Here is a 19,518-nt window from a genome sequence, read left to right on the forward strand (position 1 = left end):
GCGGGTTGCGCCCCAGCGCATTGCAACCCCAGAGATAGCCCGCACCTAGAGCCAACAACGACAACAGGAGAAACAGGATGAAACTGATCTCGGCATTCGGCGCCGCCGACATGCTGGAGTTGGACCGGCAGACCGTCCGCCGTGCCTTGCGTCATGTGCCGCCCGACGGTTACGAGAAAAAGCAGCCGCGCTGGCGGATGAAGACGATCATCGACGCCGTCGATCGGCATCTCGGCCGCAATCGCGTTTCTCGGGCTGCCGATCAAAGCAGCTTGGAGCTTGCCTTCAGCGAGTTCGACGAAGGCTGCGTAGCTCTCCACTCGATCGCTGATCTGAATGTCCGCCGGCAGGAAGCTCGTCGTCTTATCGGCCTCTTGATCGAGCTGGACGGCGCCATGCGTTCCGACGCCCGCGCGAGCCGCGAAGACGATCTTCGTGCCTCGCTCCGTTGCGACCAGCACTTCCGGGTTGCTATGCGTTGCTTCGAGAGCCCGTGTGAATGGACGCACGATGAATGCTGGGCGGTCGTCCGCACTGCTACCGGCGACCCTGCGCGTTCGATTGGAGATGACTGACTATGGATACATATACGCGGGGCGCTGGCGACCCCAACGATCAGGATGATGTCGTTGCTGCGTTGCGGCAGACGATCGCAGAACTTCAGGCACGTGTTGCGGAGCTTGAGCAGCCGCCAGCATTATGGACGCCCCTCAAGCGAGCTTCATCTGTCTGTGGCCTGAACTACGAGACAGTGCGTGGCTGGGCGGAGCGCGGCTTGATCGAGGCCCATCGCGAGGGCAAACGCTGGATGGTCAACTTGACTAGCCTGAAGGCGCGGCGGGCGCGGCTTTTCTCTCCGACTCCAGCGATAGACTAAGCTAGCCGGTTAGCTGCATCGAGATCTTTGTATGCCGCGGCCAAACAGGAAGGTCTGATGACTCAGTGGTGCCTGCTCTTACAAGTTTCCCTGCATTGTTCCTGGAAAACGACTTTCCGGGAGTCGGTACCCCGCGGGCTTGCATTTGGAATCCATCCCGATCACGCGAACATTGACTCTGGTCGAGGCCCCGGGCCGACGACGGGTAGGCTAGTAGAAGGTAGCCAAAGAATGATCCTTTGATGAACCCGAAAAGTCTCTAAAGCACTGCCTTTGGACGCCATTGCGCGCTGGAGCAATGAACGAGATTCTTGATGCGCTCAAGATCGTTCAGCTGACGCAACTTCCGTTGTGACTGTTGTCGATCCTTATCGAAGGCAGTAATGATCGGGCTCTCCTTGAGCTTCTTTCCACTCGGCAATTACCCTTAGGAAAGTAGACGAAGAACCGGCTTGCGATCGAGCGCGATCGTAGAAGGGAGCGGCGCGTCTCGCCTACGGCAAACGCGCCGATCTTCGCATCAGCTTGGCAGAGGTCTTTTCTCGCCGGATTGATTCCGTCTGACCGCTAGTCGGTCAAGAGCGTCTTCACTGCTTCCAGCTTACCTTCCACCCTGTTTTTGGTGTTGACGAGCTCGCCGAAATTGAGAGGATTTTGACCGTGTGCACCCCCCGGACAGTTCTCGTGCATCATGTCAACCATCTTTCCCAACAAGCCGACAACAGAATCGATCTCTGGCCCAGCATTCGTCGATTGGCCTTTTGCCAGCGCCAATCTTAGGCTGATGAGCTTTTGTCCCACCTGATTGCTGTTGGCGACGAACGCATCGTATGCAAGCGGGTTTGTTCCGCTCTGTCCGCCCGGACAATTCTGAGTCATGAGCGAAACCATCTTTTGGGATTGGATGATTGCGTCGTTCATTAGCTTGTCGAGCTTGGAATTGGTGTCGGCGAAGGCAGCGTTGGTAGCTAAGAAGAAAATTCCACAACCGATCAACGTCGCTTTTGACTGACGCGAGAGTGCCATCTGCCTTTTTAAGCTTGTACGAAAAATGATCATTTAAGAATCCTCCTTCGAATTGATTTCCTCATTCAAGGACCAGCCGCAGCCGGAACATTTTCAGGAGCAGATTTCTTATTGGGAACAGGCTAACGGCCATAATCCGTGACACGAACGATATCACTCGCACCACCTTGAGTAAACGCCCGTCCATTAGCAGTACGCTCCTGTTCGCAACGCAATAAGGCGGTTAGCCGACCGGAAGCGAGGCTCTTGCTTCTCGCTTTTCGGCATGATTCAAAATGGAACGGGCTTCGCGCGGACCTGATCGAGACGCCCGGCACGCCCTGTTCGACTTGTGGCTCAACTCGACGGGAAAAGCTCCGCAACGCTGGTTCAACGACCGCTTCACGCTGAAGAGCGGACGACGAGCCTCATTGTATTTTGTTGGATCATGTCTGATGCGAAGCAGTCGTGTCATCGCGTAATGTGATCGCGAAAGGACAGGCACAGCTAATGGCTATTTTCAAATCAACTCCCGAGAAGACGATCCAGCGCGATATCGACGCTGCAACGGCCAACCTTGACCGGCTCTCTACGAAGCTGGCCGAATGCGATCAAGCGATCGCCCGCCATGCTACGGCGGCCAAGGAAAGCGCCCTGAGCGGCGACGATGCCGGCCTTGATGCTGCCGAGGCTTCTCTCCGCGCCGCTCAGGATCGCGCCGCAACCCTCAAAACCGCTTTGACGGAGATGAACCAGCGGCTGGCCAATCTTCAGCGGGCCAAGGAGGACGCCGCCGACAAGAAGTTGCGGGCGGAAACCGCAGCGGAAATCGATCGCCTGATCGGCAAGCTGACGGAGGTCGGCGCCGAGTTTAATGATACGGCTGTGCGCCTCTCGGAGCATACTATTCGCGCTGTGCCGGTCGTGTATGAAGCTCTTGGTCTCGATCGGTTTATGGCGACTTGCCGCGCGGAAGTGCCAGCCGCATTGGAGTTGGTTGCCAAGCTGCTCCGCGCGCACGCGGACGCCGTGATCGCCGGCACGGCGCCTGCGACACTGCCCCGCGGCGATGATCAGCACGTGCCGGCGCCGGCTCAGGCTCCTGCGGAGCCCCATTTCCAGTACCGCCCTATGAAGCCTAAACCCAGCCTCAACGGTTTCGTTCGGACTTAGAGAGAGGAGAACTCATTGAAATTCTGTCCGCCCGGCGCCGAGCCTTTTCGGACGCTGCACAGAATCGATGGTTGGTTCGGTAGCCCCGCGGAGGTACCTGAGAGCGTCGCTCGACTGATCGTCGGCGAAATGCCTTCTGGCCGTCCGCGTACCGTCGCCGAGGCTATTCGAGCGCGGATGATCGCGCGTCAGTTGAATTATGAGTTGTCGAAGAGGGTTGTTCTGGTGCGCCGTAAGCGCTTTGGGCTCGAAACGCGGTAGTTGAGCGCAATGTGATCACATCGGCGCCGCTCGAATGACACGCTTTGCGCAAGATCGGGTGCAGTAATCAGTAACCTCCAAGGATCGGAGGGTGCAGCGGATGTACCTGCTCCCAAGGATCTTGAATGGCCCCGACGTGTGATGCGTCGGGGCCATTGTTTTTGGAGCGTGCCGATGTCGGCTCGCTACTTCATTCGAACGAAGCTTTCCCTGACCGGCTGCAGGTCGTAGATAAACCCTTGCCAGCCCGCACGTCTCGCCTTCTCCGAGAGCGGCTTTCGCGCCTTAAACATCTCTCGCTTCTGCAAGTCTGCCGACAAGTAGAAGATCGAGTAGTGTTTGCCTGATACCAAGACGAGAAACAGTGGGAAGTAGATCGCTGCTTCCATCCGTTCGGCTTGAGGTCCCCAAGCCGCCCCTAGCACGGCAGGCGGCAAGGTATCGCGATCTTGGACTGTGGCCGCTTTCACCTGGGCTAGATATCCGCAGAAGTCACATATCAAGTCGGCGCATTTGAAATTGCTCGGGAGACGCTTCAGCGTCTTCGCCCTTTTGCACTTTGGGCAGCTACACGTCTTCGCAACGATAGTCTCTCCGAAATCTCCAAGCACCTGACGCGCGGTTGCCATACGTCACCCCCGTCACACGTAAATCGTATTGTTATTCGATTCTTAGGTAGTATTTGTAGATACTACCGTGGGTAGCCTCACATTTTGGAATCAAAATGGATCATTATGTCGCATACCACAAAACCGACGAGCGAGGACCGTACTTTCAGGATGCAAGGAGCCGTCAGGATCGACAACTCAGATTTTCCACTAAGAAGGCGCTCCGGGATGACGCGTTGATCGGTAGTCGCCTTTGGGTGTTCACCGGCGCAGGCTCACCCCGAGTTTATGACTTAACCTGCTCTGGGATCATCAAAAAGATCGACCGCGGCGCCGAGAGCGAAGTGTTGTTTGACATCGACTATTTCCCTGAACCGATCGATGTCACCAAGGCCGGCTGGTTTCAACAACTCATGACTTCGCAAGCTAACTTCGCACGTGGTCTAAGTAAGATTGACGATGGCCGTGCCGTCGCCGCCCTTGAGGCGATCCGAGCCGCAGATGAAGCAAGGAAGGTTGATAAGAGAAGCGTTGAAAGACTTTCTGCTGAAGCATTCGAGGCAGTGTCGGCCGAACACGTATGGAATGCGCTCCAGAAGCTACGTCAACCCGACTTCGAACACAATTATGGCTCCTCAACGGACTACGACTTAGTAACTGATACGGGTGATCGTTTCCCCCCGAAGGCAGTGTTCGGAATTGCAGCTACTGAGGCGCTGGGATTGGAAATTTTGCCCAAGCATTTTTCAGGCGGGCTAGGTACGACCTGCTTCCGTATCCTTGAGCGAGCTGGATACAGCATCGTCTTGAAAAACAAATCAAACGAGCCAATCAACGTTCCACCATCCAGCGAAGATCGCATTTGGACCGAAGGAAAACCACGCCTTGTCGCTCATCTAAGAAGAGAACGAGCTTCGGGCCTGGCACAAGCGAAGAAGGATTGGTTTTTGCGCAAGCACGGCCGTCTATTCTGCGAGCGCTGCGGCATGGACCCGATTTTGATCTATGACGGTGACCACGGGACCGCTTGTATTGAGGTCCATCACCAAGCGGTTCACGTGGAAGACATGCCAGAGGACCACAAGACTCGGCTCGAAGATGTGGAATGTCTGTGTGCTAACTGCCACCGCGTGGCGCACAGGCTTCTGAGAGTGTAGGCCGACCCCAATGTCGGCCCAATAAACCGCGAACTCTCTTCCTCGTTGAAGTGAGCGAGTTCGCGAGTACGTTCCTAAAGCACCCGACGCTAGCAACAAGATCGCCAGTTCACGATGGTCGAGCAATTTCCGAGGTGATTCCATCCGAAAGCAAAGCAAACCCGGAGATCGGTATCTCGATGTATCGCTCTTCCGGCGCACCATCAGCTTTGAATCCCCGCTCTGCCATTTGACGTTCCTCGTCCGTCGTAATCAGGATAGGCGGATACTCGCCAATTATGATGGCCGCCCTTTCGAGCGTTAGGCTTTCGCGCTCGTCAAGAAGCATTTGGTAAATCTTGCCAAGAGGGCGTACGTGTTCAAACGTAACGCGCTTCTTCCAGTTTATTTCGCCCGACGCTCGCACCTTCTTAGCTTCGTCACTTGCGCGATGGTAAGTGTGAGCTGCTGCCGGTTTGATGGACACCGAGATTGGGTGTTTTATCAAGCCGGAGGTTGGTCATGCAGAGACGGAAGTTCAGCCGAGAGTTCAAGATCGAAGCGGTCAAGCTTGTCAGGGAGCGCGGGGTGTCGGTGGCGCAAGCCGGCCGCGACCTGGGGGTTCATGAGAACGTAATGCGCAAATGGGTGAAGGAGTTCGGCTCTGACCCGGTTCAGGCCTTTCCCGGCCATGGTCAGATGAAGCCCGAGCAGCAAGAGATCGAGCGGCTGCGCCGCGAGGTCGCCAAGCTGAAGGCCGAGCGGGATATCCTAAAAAAGGCCGCAGCCTACTTCGCGAAGGAAGCGACATGAAGTTCGCCTTCGTCGCGAAGCACCGGACGATCTGGCCGGTGGCATGGCTATGCGATGCGCTGGGAGTGTCGCGGTCGGGCTTCCATGCCTGGCTGAACCGCTCTCCCAGCGCCAGATCCCGCAGCGACGAGGAGCTCGGCGACAAGGTCAAGGCCAGCTTTGTCGCCAGCGACCGCACCTATGGCGCACGCCGGGTGTGGCGTGATCTGCTCGCTGACGGGGCGGATTGCGGCCTGCACCGGATTGAGCGGCTGATGCGCCTGCAAGGCTTGCGGGCGCGGCCGCGACGTCGGCGCTTGCCGAAGGATGCCGGCGATCGACAGCTTGAGGCCGTACCGGCGAACCTCCTTGACCGGCAGTTCGCCGCCGAGCGTCCCAACCAGAAATGGATCGCCGACTTCACCTATTTCAGGACGGCCGAAGGCTGGCTCTATGTCGCAGCGGTGATCGACCTGTTCTCACGTCGGGTGGTCGGCTGGTCGATGAGTGCCGCCATGACAGCACAGCTCGTCACGGACGCATTGTTGATGGCCGTCTGGCGACGCGGCAAGCCGGATGCGCTGTTGCATCACTCCGATCAAGGCAGCCAGTACACCAGCGAACAGTTCCAGCGCCTGATGGCCGATCACGGCATCGTTTGCAGCATGAGCCGCTCCGGCAACGTCTGGGACAACGCGGCGATGGAGAGCTTCTTCTCCTCGCTGAAAACCGAGCGTACGGCCAACAAGATTTATCGAACCAGAGACGAGGCACGCGCCGATGTGTTCGACTACATCGAACGATTTTACAACACGACCCGGAGGCACTCGACCATCGGCTATCTCAGCCCTGTTGAGTTCGAGCGCAAGGTGGGATTAGCTTAACCGGGTGTCCATCAAACCGGCAGCAGCTCAGTGCGCCAGTTCTCCCTTTTCAAACTTCCGCACTCTAGGTAGAGCGAGACTCCCCAAAGCACTTTCTTGAGGAAGAAGCTCGGATTAACGCCAGCCTTTGCGCACTGAACTACGGCATCCAGCAGAATCCGCGCCTGGGTCGCTTCGAGCGATCCGTCAAAAATAGAATAACGCATCAAGCATCTCGATCTGAAAACTTAGGCGGCCGTTTGCCGCGTCTTCCTTGTCCGCCCCAATGAGCAGGCCATCATCCGCTAGGGCCGCAGCAACGCCTTCGCTTCGCGGCACGGCGCTCGCATCCAAACATCGCGCTCTTCCCCTGTGCTAATCCCTAACGCTAATTTCAGCCTGATCAGCTTTTAGATCATAAGTGCAGGTTGCGACGACATTGATAGTGGCGTTGAAGCCGTTTTTATACTTCGCCTGCTTCTCAATAAGGATGGCTTTCCCCGTATCGATATAGGACCGCCCGGCGTAGTAAGTTCCAAAGGAGAAGAATGGGAATTCTGGTGTTCCGTATTTTGCCGCGGCAGTAGCTCTGGACTTACACTCGATGGCCAGTGAGACGTGGTCCTTGGATTGGTGCTTTTCGACAACCTCTTTGTTGTCGCTGCATTTCATATAATCGGAAACACATGTTGGGTTGAGTTTTCTGCTTCTTGGAGTTTCGACCCTTCGGAGATTACGTACGCCAATCCTCCACCGACCAGGAGAAAGACCACCGCACATCCTACTCCACCTTTCGGTCGGCTCTTAGGAAGTAAAGGGTGGCCGCACGAAGGGCAGGCTTTTGCGCTGGGACTGACCATGTGTCCGCATTGAGGGCATGAAATTAAGGCCATCTCAAAAGCCCACAACACACAGAAGATAACTTCGGCCGATCTTGGGCCAACATTTCGATTGCCAAATCAAGACACCTGGAGTTTTTGTAAGGTCTAGCATTATGACGGCAGACCGCGACAGGCGCGTCGTTACTTGCCAGCGAATACGCCACCACAGCCACCAACAACTCTCCCAGCATGAATCGCCTGTTGCTTTGATGCTGCGTCGAAGCAATTAAGCTCCTGCCGGTGTTTGAGCGATGTCGATAACGTGCCGATCCGCGCCAACCGTAATAATAATCGTATATGTCTTGGGACCTCCGCCTTCGCTGGCGACCGGGGGCGCGAGATGCAATTGCCCGCCGTACCACTCACCGGGCATGAGCGTGTTGTCCTTGATGACTGACTGTTCAAGGACCGCCATGTTGCGCTGACCTGTCTCGACGGTGGCAGCGATCATTGCCTCATTTTGCGCAGTCGCATTGCTCTGCGCGATGGCGGCCGCGGTTGGGCTGTAAAACGTACCTGTCCGGCCGCTCGGGGTCGTGTAGTGCCCGTAACCAGCCTGAGACGCGCTGTAGGCATTTCCTGCGGCAGCTAGGCCCGTGAAGACAGCCGCTGCGACCTGTCGGTTCTTCTCTTCCTGAACAAGCATCTCATAGGTGACAACCTGCATGCCATAGTCCGAGCCGGCGACATGCTGTGTTGCCTCGACTTGTGCAACGCGGAATTCAACAGGGCCTTTGCTCAGGTTGTTGATGGCCACAACGAAGACAGGCCGTCCGTTGCCGCGTACTTGTCGCGAAGCCGGACGAACCAAGACAAGCGAACTTTTTTGGCGCGAGACCAAGGCCGCTTGGCCATCTCGCATAAGCGCTTGCTGTTGTGGATTGGAGGGCCGAAACTGAACAGTCTCAGCATTGGTTACACAGCCGCCCAACGTAGCGCACAGCGCCACGACGCCCCATTTACGCATCACTTCCTCCCAGCCGCCGGGATAAAAGCGCAACCAGCGCGCGAGAGCAATAGCCTCGTCTCCCGGCGAAACCCTAGACCTTAGTTGTGTGTACGCGAATGAGGTTCGTATTGCGCGTATAACCTGGCTCTACCTACACTTGACGCCAAGTTTGTGCGGCGATTTAGGGAGGGCTGATTTGAAAAAGATAGCGATACTTGTGGTGGCGCTTCTGTGCTCAACCACCTTTGCTGAAGCTAGGGGGGGCGGTAGCCGGGTGTCTTATTGGGGAGGTTCTCACACCACCAGTCACGGCGGCTCTTATGTCGGAGGATCAGGATCGTCTCACAGAGGCGGTACCTATTCGAATCCGAACAGTGGCAACCAGTACGGGACGCACAAATAGTTCTGCTCAAACCCGGCACTGGGTTTCGCGGTGCCGGGGCCGCCATCATAGAGTTGCCCCAAAGATCTCCCCGGAGCGAGCTGATTGAGGTCCGGGGGGCTTGTTGCCACCGGCAGATCCGGATGGTCACTAGCACGGCGGCCCTCGGAAGTTAGGGCCGTAGGTTTAAAGAACAGTTCCGAGATCGCGTCGTCAGCTTGGCTTGGCCTTGGCAGCTCGCCGAGCCAGACGCTTTCGCCAATACTCTTCCCGTGCTTGGTGGAATGACTTCATATGAAGGTAGATTTGTTGGGTCGCATTCGCGAAGTTTAATAGATTGCGCGTGTGTTCATATTCGCTGAATTTTCCGTGCACGCCACCTAGAGCTTTCCAAACCGCTGATACGCTGTGATCCATCATGAGTTCGTTCGAAGTCAGCAACACAACCGGATTGGTTGGTTCACCATGAACGTTGACGCGACGGCCCCAATTAACGAAGGGAGCGAGCAATTTCTTCTCAGCCGGCGTGAAATGATCTCGCATCACGGAAATAACAACGACCGAGTCGGGCAGCCGCGACGCAATCGCCTTTAGTTTCGTAAGGTCCTTCTGCTTTATGAGTTCACCTTTTCCGAGCGATTTGGACTCGCCCAAGATGAGCGTTGGCGGGCGACGTCTATCTGATAGCCGGTCCTCACCCCGCCATGCGACGAAATCTACCTCGCACTTTAGTTCGCCCATGGACAAATTCATCGCCGTTGAAAACGCCATATCATTCATAGACGAATGTAAGCGGTCGAGCACGCGAAGCGTTAACAATGCGCTGTAGGAGCCGCGTCCATAATCCGGCACGGAGAATGGGCCAATGACCCTATATGTGAAGTTGCGGTTGTGGGGCCGTACGTTGGCCTGCGGGAATTCATATGACTTCAAACATCTTTCGCAGGCGATTCGATAGTCAACCTCGCTTAGAGTGCTCCAGTTCTTGGCTCGGCAATGCGGACAATCAGTTTCGAGTCCTAGTCGAATGATGTTGCGCTTCGTATAATCCTCGAGGGTGTTGTTGAAGTAGGGATGCCTCGCTTTCCGAGCTGCGATAAGCGCTGTCCAATCTTGGAGCGGTGCGGTCCTAAGTCCAAAATTCTCTTCTATTGTTTCGTCTTCATTGTTCTGGCGACGCAATCCCCCAGCCATTTTATTGAGCAATTCAATCGTCGGAATGTCAGCGATATAGTGAGCACCCCATAGGCCGCCTAGGTTTTCAAGCATCTGTCGCGCAATATGCCCTGGTTCTGATAGCTCAGCCTTAATCCCGAGTTGCTCCATCGCGCCAACAATCGCATCATTCGCGCTCATCAACGAAACGTACTGGTCTAGGCTCTTATACTGCTGAGGGAAAACCCACCCTTCCATCCCGACCGAAATTTGCTCTCCGCCACCCCCAAAGCGAGGCCATTCGCGGTTGAACGTGTTAAACGGCAGCACCGTTGCAATGTCGCGCGAGCCAAACGCCGAGACTTTCATCACATTTATCCAACGACAATGGCCTCGCCCATAACGGGACGCAAACTCGGGCACTATCGGCTCAAACGTGGTGCGAAGGTCGTCACTATTCTCAATCGCCAACGCCGTGCGCTTTTCGGCAGCAGTCACTTTCAAACGTCGATCGCGATGGACGCGTTCGTCGCGATGCTCCACCCAAATCGCGTTGCGCCAATATTTGACGATGAGTGCTCCAGATGGAAGACCCGGCTTCAGTGAGCCGATAAGACCTTCAGCCTTGTCCTTTGAAATCGATCGGCCAAATTCAATCGTTGCATTGTGCATGACACCGTGAGGATTGCCCACGACTGGCCGGTGCTCAGATTTTAAAATTCTATGGAGATCATCGCCCAGATGCTCGAACCAATCGACTGGTACGGGTAGGACAGGATGCGGCTCAAGCCTGAGGTTCCATAGATCAATTAGATCAGTGGAACGCTCAGGATCGAAAACGTATACAAGCAGGTCGTGATGCCAGTATCGCTGCGCCTCCAGCAAGTACCGTGTTGCGCGCAAAGGTGTTTGCGCCCCGCCGAGATATACACGTCGCCAAATCTCTGGTGAGGCATTGACCTTGTCGGGTTGATAGACGTCGAGATAGGCTTGACCGATATACTTCGTCGCAGATGCAGTTGGATGAACGCCAAACATGGCTTCGACCAACGCATTCTTTCGATCTGCGGCTACCAAGACTTTATCGCGTTTGTCGCGTTGGACGAATTGCTGCTCGGTTTTGTAGATGTGCTTCAACACGTCGAACATGTTGAGGCCGAATGCTGGTTCTCCTGAGTCGCGCGCCTCTTCAGGCTTCAAGAATGCATCCAATGGCAAGACTTGCGGATGGAGCGAGTGCTCTTGACGAAGAGCGCCTAAGCCAGCTTCTTCGAGCAACCCGTGTTCTGCTTCCACATAAACGTCAGGTTCAAAAAATCGCACGTAACCCTTTGCTACTTCAGCTCCCTTGAAACGCCCATAGATTTCCGGCCTCCACTCGTTGGGTGGACGCTTGAAGACTGGGATGATGGGATTGTATTCGCCCCCCCAAACAGACGTGCAGGCGCGCATTATCTTGCGCACCGATGCGAGGTCGGTTGGCCGGGTCAGAAAGCCGATACGGGTTGGCCTTAAGAGTATTTCCGCCGAAATTTCAGACATGAGCCAGTCTGCCGATTTTCATCGAACCACAAAAAGAAACTCAAGCAAGGCTCCTGCCGCCGTGCGGGGGGCTGCTAGCCGTCACGCGGAAATTCGTCCTTCATACGCCTCGATCACCCTGCTCCATCGTCGGATGAGTCCTGTTCTTCAGCTTACTTGGCTGGAGGGAGGTCGAAATGCTCTACGCGAATCGCGAGCCTTTATGATCGCACAATGCAGGGTAGCGATACGATGGTTGGGACGTTTGTCTGGGTTATTCACAGGCCAGAAGGACGCCGGGCCTCGGCAGACTATGAGGCCAAGCAAGCGGCGCTGAGATTGCGGAGTTCAAAGCGCTGAAGACGGTCTTCAATGAGGATGGGGCCGGCGAGCCGCCCGAGCCCATGACCAGGCCCGCTACAGACACCGGGTGGAGCAAACGCGCATCACGCCAAAGAAGCTGTCGTTGTCCACGCTCCGCCGGAATGGTAACAATCACCCATGGCCGAAGGCGCCCCCCATTCCTCACCGTGGCGTGGACGATGTCTGCGGAGGTCTGAAGGTATGGTTCGCGGACGGACGGAAATCGGTCAGGTTTCTATTGGGACAACCTTGTCTCACGCCGGCTGGATCCCAACACTCACACCCGAGATCAAGCCAGCGAGCAAGCCACGGCGCTGGCGCGGGCCGAGATCGACAAGCTGAACCCTGAGTGAAGTTCGCAGCGCGGCTCGTACGTGCGTTTCTTCGGGCGGCCGTTGCCGGAAACCGGGGCACCCGCCCACGAATCAGCGTCCCGAGCTGGCGAGACTCAACAACAACCGGAGTTTAATCGCACACTACGTCAAACACCAAGTCGGCGCGCTCCACTGGCTTCCACTGCGCATGGTAATCGATCAGTTCGCCGGTCAATCCCAAATCATCGTCGGCAATGCCGTCAGGCTCCGTCGAGAACACTCTACGAAACTCTCGCTCTTGCTGCTTCAGTTCGTCGGCGGGTCTCTCTGCGATGCATACTTCTTCGTTGTGCCAAATCCCGCTGTTACGGCTAAGACGACGCACGTAGACAAGCACATCCACATCAAAGCCGCAGCGGTGGGCGACGGCCAGCAGGCAGACCCCCTCAATCAGGATCGGTGAACGGGAGGCCGAGATTGCTGCTTTTAGCTCGTCGCAGCGAATGTGCGGAACATAGCCGTTCTGTTTTTTAACGAGATGGTCATCCAACGAAATCAAGCTGCCTCCGAAGCGTTTTGCCATTTCGCGGGCCAGGGTGCTTTTACCAACACCATCCATTCCATCGAAGCCGATGCAGAGGCGCCCGCCGTTTGGTAGGAGGCCATCAAGTCGAGCGCGCAGTTCATCCTGTGTCCTCAGTGGCTCGTTTTCCATCGCCTTGATTTTCCCTTTTCACGCATCAGCGGCTTCGCGCTAGCAATCGACTAGTGCCAAGGAGATCAAGGCAAACGAAGTGCTTGCCGAGGACGTGGATTGCGCACCTGTTAGCTATGCCGACGAACTTTGTTCGTCGCGACTCTATTGCCTCCGTCAAAATCGAAAAGACTTCGCGCTCATGTTCTTCGCTAGCGACTAAGAACGAGGCGTTGGAATTTGGATAGATGACCAGGTGCCTGCTTTCGGCGTCCATTGAGTAGATTGACTTCCCCGCCTTGCGTTCGATTGCATCGATGATGTCGGACGCCCAAGCGTGCCCCGGCTCGCTTGCGCCACCCGAAAATCGCCCACCAAGTTCGCCAATCAACATCGCCGACTTGTCCGACAGTTCGAATTTCGTCATCTCTCGCTGGTCATCGGGATGCGTCGCCTCTGTTATCTCAATGTAAGCCGGTCCTTGCGTGTCGGCGAACTCGACAGCGAAATCTGGCATCGGAGGCTGCTCCTTCCAAATTGTCAGTGGTGCCGCGAAGACGTTCGCCAACAACGCTGCCTTCAGAAACCGGCGAACCACCCACCACTCCTTATCGTCCTGCGTTCGCTTGTCAGAGCCAATTCGTGGACCGACGCGCAGGCCAAGGGCGGCGAACGCCTCATCGAAGGTCGAGATGTCTGCTACATGAATCCGGGAGGTTGTCATGCCGAAGACCCTAGCAGGCCGCAGCGCGGGCCGCCCATGCGTTCGTTCGAGCCGGGAGCTAGTTGAGGCGGGGAGGCGGCCGACGCATCGGCAGACATCTCCGAGCCAGACCGCGAAAATTTTTCACAGAAATCATTGGCTTCCCGGTTCGGGACACAACGGTGGACACAAGAACTTTACTTCATTGATAAATCGACGATTTTTGTCATCATACCTTCCCTGCGCAGTGGGCTTACGGTTTATGCCGAGCTCTCCCCGGGGAGCGATGCACTATTGCCCCCGTCGCCTTGCAGATGGCTGACGCGGGCCCGGTTGGGCCGCATGCATCACCGCAAGACTTGACGCACAGCCTCCGGGCGTCAGGACGACACGGTTTTGCCGTACGCCAGCCGCATCGGTCGTTTGCGCGCCGCTCTCGCTCACGGTTGCCCGCCCTGCGATATTCCTCGCGCCGATGCAGTCGGCGTCCACCACGGCTCACCCCACGTTCGTGACGATCGCGATACGCCCCTCTGACTGGGATGAGGTGGCAGCCTTCTACTGTGAACCGGAAATTCGGTAAACAAGAATATTTTCACGCGCAGGAATTGACCGGCCGGTTGGGTGTTTTGCCTGCCGGGCAGCACAAGGGATTGTGGTGCGGCAAGCGGGTCGCGCTTCGCTCATCCGGCCTCCGAGAGCGTGTCCGTTCCCTTTAGGATCATTTCGCGCGGTCCTGCGTTCTCTTCCGTCCTGCCGGGTTGGAGCCGCCATGACCATCAATTTCGACACGCTGAAAGCGTCGCTTGTGCTCTATGGACTGAACGCGATCTACGCGATCCTGCTGCTGGCGCTCGGCTGGTATCTGTCAGGCGCGATGCAGCGTTTCGTCACGCGCTTGCTGGGCGTCACGCACCGCGTCGATCCGCTGGTGACCTTGTTCGTCGGCAGCCTTGCGCGCTATGGCGTGCTCGCGGTGGTCGGCATCGCCGTGCTGCAGTTGTTCGGCATCCAGACCGCGAGCCTCGTCGCCGTGCTGGGCGCGACGTCACTCGCTATTGGCTTGGCATTGCAGGGCACGCTGTCCAATCTCGCCGCCGGCGTGATGCTGCTGCTGTTTCGCCCGTTTCACATCGGTGACGACGTCGAGGTTGCCGGCAAGGCCGGGAAGGTGAGGTCGCTATCGCTGTTCATGACCGAGCTGGTCGCAGCCGACAACACGCAGATCCTGTTGCCGAACGGGCAGGTGTGGGGCGCAGCGATCGTCAACCACAGCGCCTATCCCGGCACCGGCGAGGTCAAGGTGGCGTTTCCGGTCCCGGCAGGCGCTGCCAATACGCTGGCGGATCGGATTCTGGAGGAATTGCGCAACGATACGCGCATCGACGATCAGGCCGCGCCTGCCGTCTCCGTCACCAAGGTCCTCGATGTCGCCAATCCCGCGGCGCCGATCCTGGAACTGACGGTCAGCGCGAAGGCGAAACCGTCGGAGGCCGACGCCGTCAAGCAATGCGTGCTCGATCATGCGAGCGCGCTGCTTGCGGCAGCGTGAGGCGATCCATCAGCTTGGGGGACCGGTGCCTCAGCCTCTCGGCGACCGCGGCGGCCTGCGCTTCACCACATGACGTCGCGGTGAGCGGGTCACGCGGGGCCGCAGGCGGCTGGCGGCGGCACGTTGCGGCTTGGCTGCGACTTGCGGTCCGCGCGCGAGATCCATCAGCATGCGCAGGGCCTCGACCACCGAGCGCGCGCGCACCGCGCTGCGGCCGATCGCGCCGAAACGATGCTCACGGTGGATGATGCGGCCGTCGCGGGCGGCGGCGGCAAAGTGCACGAGGCCGACCGGCTTGCCCGGCGTGGCGCCGCCCGGGCCGGCGATGCCGGTGATGGCGACCGCGAGGTCGACATCGGCGCGCTCCAGCGCGCCGACCGCCATCGCGGTTGCGGTCTCCTTGCTGACGGCGCCGAAATTCGTCAGCGTGCTGGCTTCCACACCCAGCATCGCGCGCTTGGCATCGTTGGAATAGGTGACGAAGCCGCGGTCGATGACGTCAGACGAGCCGGGAATGTCGGTCAGCGCGCCGGCCACGAGGCCGCCGGTGCAGGACTCCGCCGTCGCGATCGTGAGCTTGCGCATCCGGCAGAGATCGAGCAGCGAGCGGGAGAGGGCGCGTGCGTCGCTGCCGGCCATGGCCTAGATGCTCCAGGGCAGGCGGATGGTGGCGCTCGCGGTGGCCGCGATGCCTTCCTCGCGGCCGGTGAAGCCGAGCCGCTCGCTGGTCGTCGCCTTCACCGCAACGCGCGAGATGTCGACGCCGGAGATCTCTGCGATGCGCGCGCGCATGGTGTCGCGAAGCGGGCCGATCTTCGGCCGCTCGCAGATCATGGTGACCTCGAGATTGGCGACGCGCCCGCCGCGCGCCGTGACGCGCTCGATGGCGTATTTCAGGAACTGGTCGGAGGAGGCGCCCTTCCATTTGGCATCGCTTGGCGGAAAGTGCGAGCCGATGTCGCCATCGGCAAGCGCGCCGAGGATGGCATCCACCAGTGCATGCAGCCCGACATCACCGTCGGAATGCGCCAGGAAACCCTTGCTGTGCGGCACGCGCACGCCGCAGAGCATGACGTGGTCGCCTTCGCCGAAGGCGTGCACGTCGTAGCCCGTGCCGCTCCTGATGTCGCCGAGCAGACTGGCGAGGCGCGCTTCCTCGCGCACGAAATCCTCGGGGGTGGTGAGCTTCATATTGGCAACATCGCCTTCAAAGGTTGCAACCGTCAATCCCGCCCATTCGGCAATCGCGGCATCGTCGGTGAAATCGCTACGTCCATCCTTTGCCGCGCGACGATGCGCTTCGAGGATGACATCGAAACGAAAGGATTGCGGCGTCTGCGCGATTCGCAACGAAGCCCGGTCCGGCGTGTCCTCGACATCGCCGCTCGCGCCGGTGACCTTGATGGTGTCGGTGACGGGAACGACGGGGATCGCCGCGCCGGTGCGGCTCGCCGCCTCGATCGCGCGCGAGATCACGCCGGCCGAAACGAAGGGCCGCGCGGCGTCGTGGATCAGCACGATGTCAGGCTCGTGCTTTGCCAGCGCTTCGAGCCCTGCGAGCACCGAGGCCTGCCGCGTTGCGCCGCCGTTGGTCGGCGGCTCATGCTTCAGTCCCGCGACCGCTGCCGTGAACATGGCGCTGTCATCGGGATTCACGACCGGCTGCACCACGACCACATCGGGATGGCGGCTGAAGGCTTCCATGGCGCGATGAATCACGGGCACGCCGCCGATGGTCCGATACTGCTTCGGCCCGCCGGCGCCTGCGCGCAGCCCACGTCCGGCGGCGACGAGGACGACTGCGGTGCGCTGTGGTTTCGCCATAGGACTCAAATACTCAGCTGCTAATGAATGGAGTCGGGGAAGGGTGATTGTTGGAATGCCTCTAGCACGGCAGGCCCGCAAAAAAAGGGGTTTCCCGGGATTGTGGGAAACAGCATTTTGCTGCACCGCACTTGCAAGATTTGCAGAACTGTCTAAACTGTAGGCATGACGCTTGACTGCACAAGAATTGTGCGCAAGATAGGTCGCGGCAGGTGCGATGAGGCCCTGCCCAGCAACGAGACCCCAGTGACCGGCTCGGCAGTATCAGGCTCTAAGCCGTTGAAAATAGGCGATATCGACGTCGCCACCCCGGTCTTCCTGGCGCCGATGTCGGGAGTGACCGACTCGCCCGTCCGCAAGCTGGCCGCCGAGCTGGGGGCCGGGCTCGTCGTCTCCGAAATGACCGCCAGCGATGAGCTCGCCAACGGCCACCGGATGTCCCGTTTGCGCTGCGAAGCGACGGGAATCGGCCCGCATGTGGTCCAGCTCGCCGGCTGCGAGGCGCATTGGATGGCGGAAGGCGCCCGCATTGCCGAAGCCGAAGGCGCCGACATCATCGACATCAATATGGGCTGCCCGGCCCGTCACGTCACCGGCGGCCAGTCCGGCTCGGCCCTGATGCGCGACATCGACCATGCCGTCAGCCTGATCGACGCGACCATCGCCGCGGTGAAGGTGCCGGTGACGCTGAAGATGCGGCTCGGCTGGGACGACCGCACCCGCAACGCGCCGGAGCTGGCGCGCCGCGCGGAGGCCGCCGGCGTCAAGCTCGTCACGGTGCATGGCCGCACCCGCTGCCAGTTCTACAAGGGCGAGGCGGATTGGGATGCGATCCGCGCCGTGCGCGATGTCATCTCCATTCCGCTCGTCGTCAACGGCGACATCACGACCTACGAGCAAGCGCGCGCCGCGCTCGAAGCCTCCGGCGCCGATGCCGTGATGATCGGCCGCGGCGCGAACGGCAAGCCCTGGCTGCCGGGCCAGATCGGCCGCCGCCTCAAGGGAGGGGCGGTCGAAGCCGCGCCGTCGCTCGCAAGGCAGCTGCATTACGTCCGCATGCTCTACGAAGGCGTTTGCGCGCTCTACGGTCTGCGCGTCGGCCTCAGGCACGCGCGCAAGCATCTCGGCTGGGCGCTCGATGTCGCCGCGGAAGCGAGCCGCGCCCCGGCGGAGAAGCTGAAGGCCTGGCGCCGGACAATCCTCACCTCGGAGGATCCGCGCCTGGTCCACCAGTCGCTGCAAGATGCCTTCGACGACTTCGCATGGAGCGCTGCTGCATGAGCTCAGCCGCCGACCATCGCCGGCCGCTTCCGTCCGACAGCGACGCGATCCTGGATGCCTTGCCCAACCCCGTGCTGTTGATTGGGCCGGACGGCAAGATCGTCGGCGCCAATATCGCGACTGAGGCCTTCTTCGAGATCTCGACGCAGTTCCTGAGGCGGCAGTCGCTGAAGGAGCTGGTGCCGTTTGGAAGCCCCTTGCTGGCGCTGATCGACCAGGTGCGCTCCTCCAATTCGCCGGTCAACGAATACAAGGTTGATCTCGGCACGCCGCGCATGGGCGGCGGCGACCGCCAGGTCGACCTGCATGTCGCGCCGCTGACGGAGCGGCCCGGCCATATCGTGGTGATGATCCAGGAGCGCACCATCGCCGACAAGATGGACCGGCAGCTCACCCATCGCAGCGCCGCGCGCTCGGTCATCGCGCTGGCGGCGATGCTGGCGCACGAGATCAAGAACCCGCTCTCCGGCATCCGCGGCGCGGCGCAGCTCCTGGAGCAGCAGGCCTCGTCCGAGGACCGCATGCTGACGCGCCTGATCTGCGACGAGGCCGACCGCATCGTGACGCTGGTCGACCGCATGGAGGTGTTCGGCGACGAGCGCCCCGTGGTGCGCGGCCCTGTCAACATCCATTCCGTGCTCGACCACGTGAAGCGGCTGGCGCAGTCCGGCTTTGCCCGCAACATCCGCTTCATCGAGGATTACGATCCCTCGCTGCCGCCGGTGCTGGCGAACCAGGACCAGCTGATCCAGGTGTTCCTCAACCTCGTGAAGAACGCCGCCGAAGCGCTGATCGACGTGCCCGACGCCGAGATCCAGCTCACCACCGCATTCCGTCCCGGCGTGCGCCTGTCAGTCCCCGGTCAAAAATCCCGGGTATCCCTGCCGCTTGAATTCTGCGTGAGGGACAATGGACCAGGCGTGCCGGACGATCTTCTGCCCAACCTGTTCGACCCCTTCGTGACCACCAAGCAGACCGGCTCGGGCCTGGGTCTTGCATTGGTTGCCAAGATCGTTGGCGATCACGGGGGCATCATCGAATGCGAATCTCAGCCGCGCAAGACCACCTTCCGCGTGCTGATGCCGATGTATTCCACATCGGTGAAACATGCCGATCACAGCAGTCGCGACGGCTCTGCCGGGAAGTCGTCGCCTGCGTCACAGGGGGCAAAATGAGGATCAACG

General features: G+C 59.1%; 20 protein-coding genes and 1 pseudogene. 9 read left to right on the forward strand and 12 right to left on the reverse strand.

Annotation, left to right across the window (positions count from 1 at the left end; genetic code table 11):
• The first annotated feature begins 77 nt into the window (after positions 1 to 77).
• Positions 78 to 575 (forward strand): hypothetical protein, encoded by a 498-nt coding sequence (locus AC5V87_RS20910; protein WP_495367648.1) that lies wholly within the window; start codon positions 78 to 80, stop codon positions 573 to 575.
• A 2-nt stretch (positions 576 to 577) separates the two neighbouring features.
• Positions 578 to 877 carry a coiled-coil domain-containing protein gene (locus AC5V87_RS20915; RefSeq protein ID WP_495367649.1) on the forward strand — a complete coding sequence of 100 codons (300 nt, stop codon included), beginning with the start codon at positions 578 to 580 and terminating at the stop codon, positions 875 to 877.
• Positions 878 to 1,444: 567 nt separating this feature from the next.
• Here AC5V87_RS20915 and AC5V87_RS20920 read toward each other — a convergent pair.
• Positions 1,445 to 1,936, reverse strand: a complete 492-nt coding sequence (locus tag AC5V87_RS20920; protein ID WP_495367650.1) for a hypothetical protein — start codon at positions 1,934 to 1,936, stop codon at positions 1,445 to 1,447.
• A 456-nt stretch (positions 1,937 to 2,392) separates the two neighbouring features.
• Between AC5V87_RS20920 and AC5V87_RS20925 the strand changes: the two genes are divergently transcribed.
• Positions 2,393 to 3,055, forward strand: a complete 663-nt coding sequence (locus tag AC5V87_RS20925) for a hypothetical protein (RefSeq protein ID WP_495367651.1) — start codon at positions 2,393 to 2,395, stop codon at positions 3,053 to 3,055.
• A 15-nt stretch (positions 3,056 to 3,070) separates the two neighbouring features.
• On the forward strand, positions 3,071 to 3,316 hold the full coding sequence (locus tag AC5V87_RS20930; RefSeq protein ID WP_495367652.1) for a hypothetical protein: 246 nt from the start codon (positions 3,071 to 3,073) through the stop codon (positions 3,314 to 3,316).
• A gap of 185 nt (positions 3,317 to 3,501) precedes the next feature.
• Here the strand turns inward: AC5V87_RS20930 and AC5V87_RS20935 are convergent, their stop codons facing one another.
• Positions 3,502 to 3,945, reverse strand: coding sequence for a DpnI domain-containing protein (locus tag AC5V87_RS20935; protein ID WP_495367653.1), 444 nt, complete (start codon positions 3,943 to 3,945; stop codon positions 3,502 to 3,504).
• 95 nt (positions 3,946 to 4,040) lie between these two features.
• Here AC5V87_RS20935 and AC5V87_RS20940 point away from each other — a divergent pair, with 95 nt between their 5' ends.
• Positions 4,041 to 5,081 carry an HNH endonuclease gene (locus tag AC5V87_RS20940; protein WP_495367654.1) on the forward strand — a complete coding sequence of 347 codons (1,041 nt, stop codon included), beginning with the start codon at positions 4,041 to 4,043 and terminating at the stop codon, positions 5,079 to 5,081.
• 109 nt (positions 5,082 to 5,190) lie between these two features.
• On the opposite strand, the gene AC5V87_RS20945 is transcribed toward AC5V87_RS20940, so the two are convergent.
• Positions 5,191 to 5,547 carry a hypothetical protein gene (locus tag AC5V87_RS20945; RefSeq protein WP_495367655.1) on the reverse strand — a complete coding sequence of 119 codons (357 nt, stop codon included), beginning with the start codon at positions 5,545 to 5,547 and terminating at the stop codon, positions 5,191 to 5,193.
• 35 nt (positions 5,548 to 5,582) lie between these two features.
• Here AC5V87_RS20945 and AC5V87_RS20950 point away from each other — a divergent pair.
• Positions 5,583 to 6,736, forward strand: a protein-coding gene (locus AC5V87_RS20950) for an IS3 family transposase (protein WP_495367656.1) whose coding sequence is annotated in 2 segments (ribosomal slippage) — positions 5,583 to 5,832 and positions 5,832 to 6,736 — 1,155 coding nt in all. Because the reading frame shifts where the segments join, the coding sequence is not laid out codon by codon here.
• Between the two features lie 11 nt (positions 6,737 to 6,747).
• Here AC5V87_RS20950 and AC5V87_RS20955 read toward each other — a convergent pair.
• The 7 genes and pseudogenes from AC5V87_RS20955 to AC5V87_RS20985 form a co-directional block, all read right to left on the reverse strand.
• A complete protein-coding gene (locus tag AC5V87_RS20955; RefSeq protein ID WP_495367657.1) occupies positions 6,748 to 6,942 on the reverse strand; it encodes a hypothetical protein in 195 nt (64 codons plus the stop codon).
• A gap of 148 nt (positions 6,943 to 7,090) precedes the next feature.
• Positions 7,091 to 7,495, reverse strand: a complete 405-nt coding sequence (locus AC5V87_RS20960; protein ID WP_495372037.1) for a hypothetical protein — start codon at positions 7,493 to 7,495, stop codon at positions 7,091 to 7,093.
• 62 nt (positions 7,496 to 7,557) lie between these two features.
• A pseudogene (locus AC5V87_RS20965) lies at positions 7,558 to 7,608 on the reverse strand (hypothetical protein); the annotation flags it as partial.
• A gap of 214 nt (positions 7,609 to 7,822) precedes the next feature.
• A complete protein-coding gene (locus tag AC5V87_RS20970; protein WP_495367658.1) occupies positions 7,823 to 8,563 on the reverse strand; it encodes a hypothetical protein in 741 nt (246 codons plus the stop codon).
• A gap of 577 nt (positions 8,564 to 9,140) precedes the next feature.
• On the reverse strand, positions 9,141 to 11,624 hold the full coding sequence (locus AC5V87_RS20975; RefSeq protein ID WP_495367659.1) for a hypothetical protein: 2,484 nt from the start codon (positions 11,622 to 11,624) through the stop codon (positions 9,141 to 9,143).
• Positions 11,625 to 12,431: 807 nt separating this feature from the next.
• A complete protein-coding gene (locus AC5V87_RS20980) occupies positions 12,432 to 12,995 on the reverse strand; it encodes an adenylate kinase family protein (protein ID WP_495367660.1) in 564 nt (187 codons plus the stop codon).
• 25 nt (positions 12,996 to 13,020) lie between these two features.
• Positions 13,021 to 13,698, reverse strand: a complete 678-nt coding sequence (locus AC5V87_RS20985) for a hypothetical protein (protein WP_495367661.1) — start codon at positions 13,696 to 13,698, stop codon at positions 13,021 to 13,023.
• A 751-nt stretch (positions 13,699 to 14,449) separates the two neighbouring features.
• Between AC5V87_RS20985 and AC5V87_RS20990 the strand changes: the two genes are divergently transcribed.
• A complete protein-coding gene (locus tag AC5V87_RS20990) occupies positions 14,450 to 15,229 on the forward strand; it encodes a mechanosensitive ion channel family protein (protein WP_495367662.1) in 780 nt (259 codons plus the stop codon).
• A 30-nt stretch (positions 15,230 to 15,259) separates the two neighbouring features.
• Here AC5V87_RS20990 and AC5V87_RS20995 read toward each other — a convergent pair whose 3' ends face one another.
• Both AC5V87_RS20995 and AC5V87_RS21000 read right to left on the reverse strand, forming a co-directional pair.
• Entirely contained in the window at positions 15,260 to 15,868 is a 609-nt protein-coding gene (locus tag AC5V87_RS20995) for a CinA family protein (protein WP_456838470.1), read from the reverse strand.
• A gap of 3 nt (positions 15,869 to 15,871) precedes the next feature.
• Positions 15,872 to 17,053 (reverse strand): bifunctional 2-C-methyl-D-erythritol 4-phosphate cytidylyltransferase/2-C-methyl-D-erythritol 2,4-cyclodiphosphate synthase, encoded by a 1,182-nt coding sequence (locus AC5V87_RS21000; RefSeq protein ID WP_456838469.1) that lies wholly within the window; start codon positions 17,051 to 17,053, stop codon positions 15,872 to 15,874.
• Positions 17,054 to 17,332: 279 nt separating this feature from the next.
• Between AC5V87_RS21000 and dusB the strand changes: the two genes are divergently transcribed.
• Together dusB and AC5V87_RS21010 are read left to right on the forward strand one after the other, a co-directional pair.
• The gene (dusB, locus tag AC5V87_RS21005) at positions 17,333 to 18,334 is read left to right on the forward strand and encodes a tRNA dihydrouridine synthase DusB (RefSeq protein ID WP_495371926.1); all 1,002 of its coding nucleotides are present in this window, start codon (positions 17,333 to 17,335) and stop codon (positions 18,332 to 18,334) included.
• Entirely contained in the window at positions 18,331 to 19,509 is a 1,179-nt protein-coding gene (locus AC5V87_RS21010) for a two-component system sensor histidine kinase NtrB (protein ID WP_456838468.1), read from the forward strand. Before dusB ends, AC5V87_RS21010 begins: the two co-directional genes overlap by 4 nt.
• Positions 19,510 to 19,518: the final 9 nt, after the last annotated feature.

This window comes from Bradyrhizobium sp. SOJA106 (genome assembly GCF_059448745.1).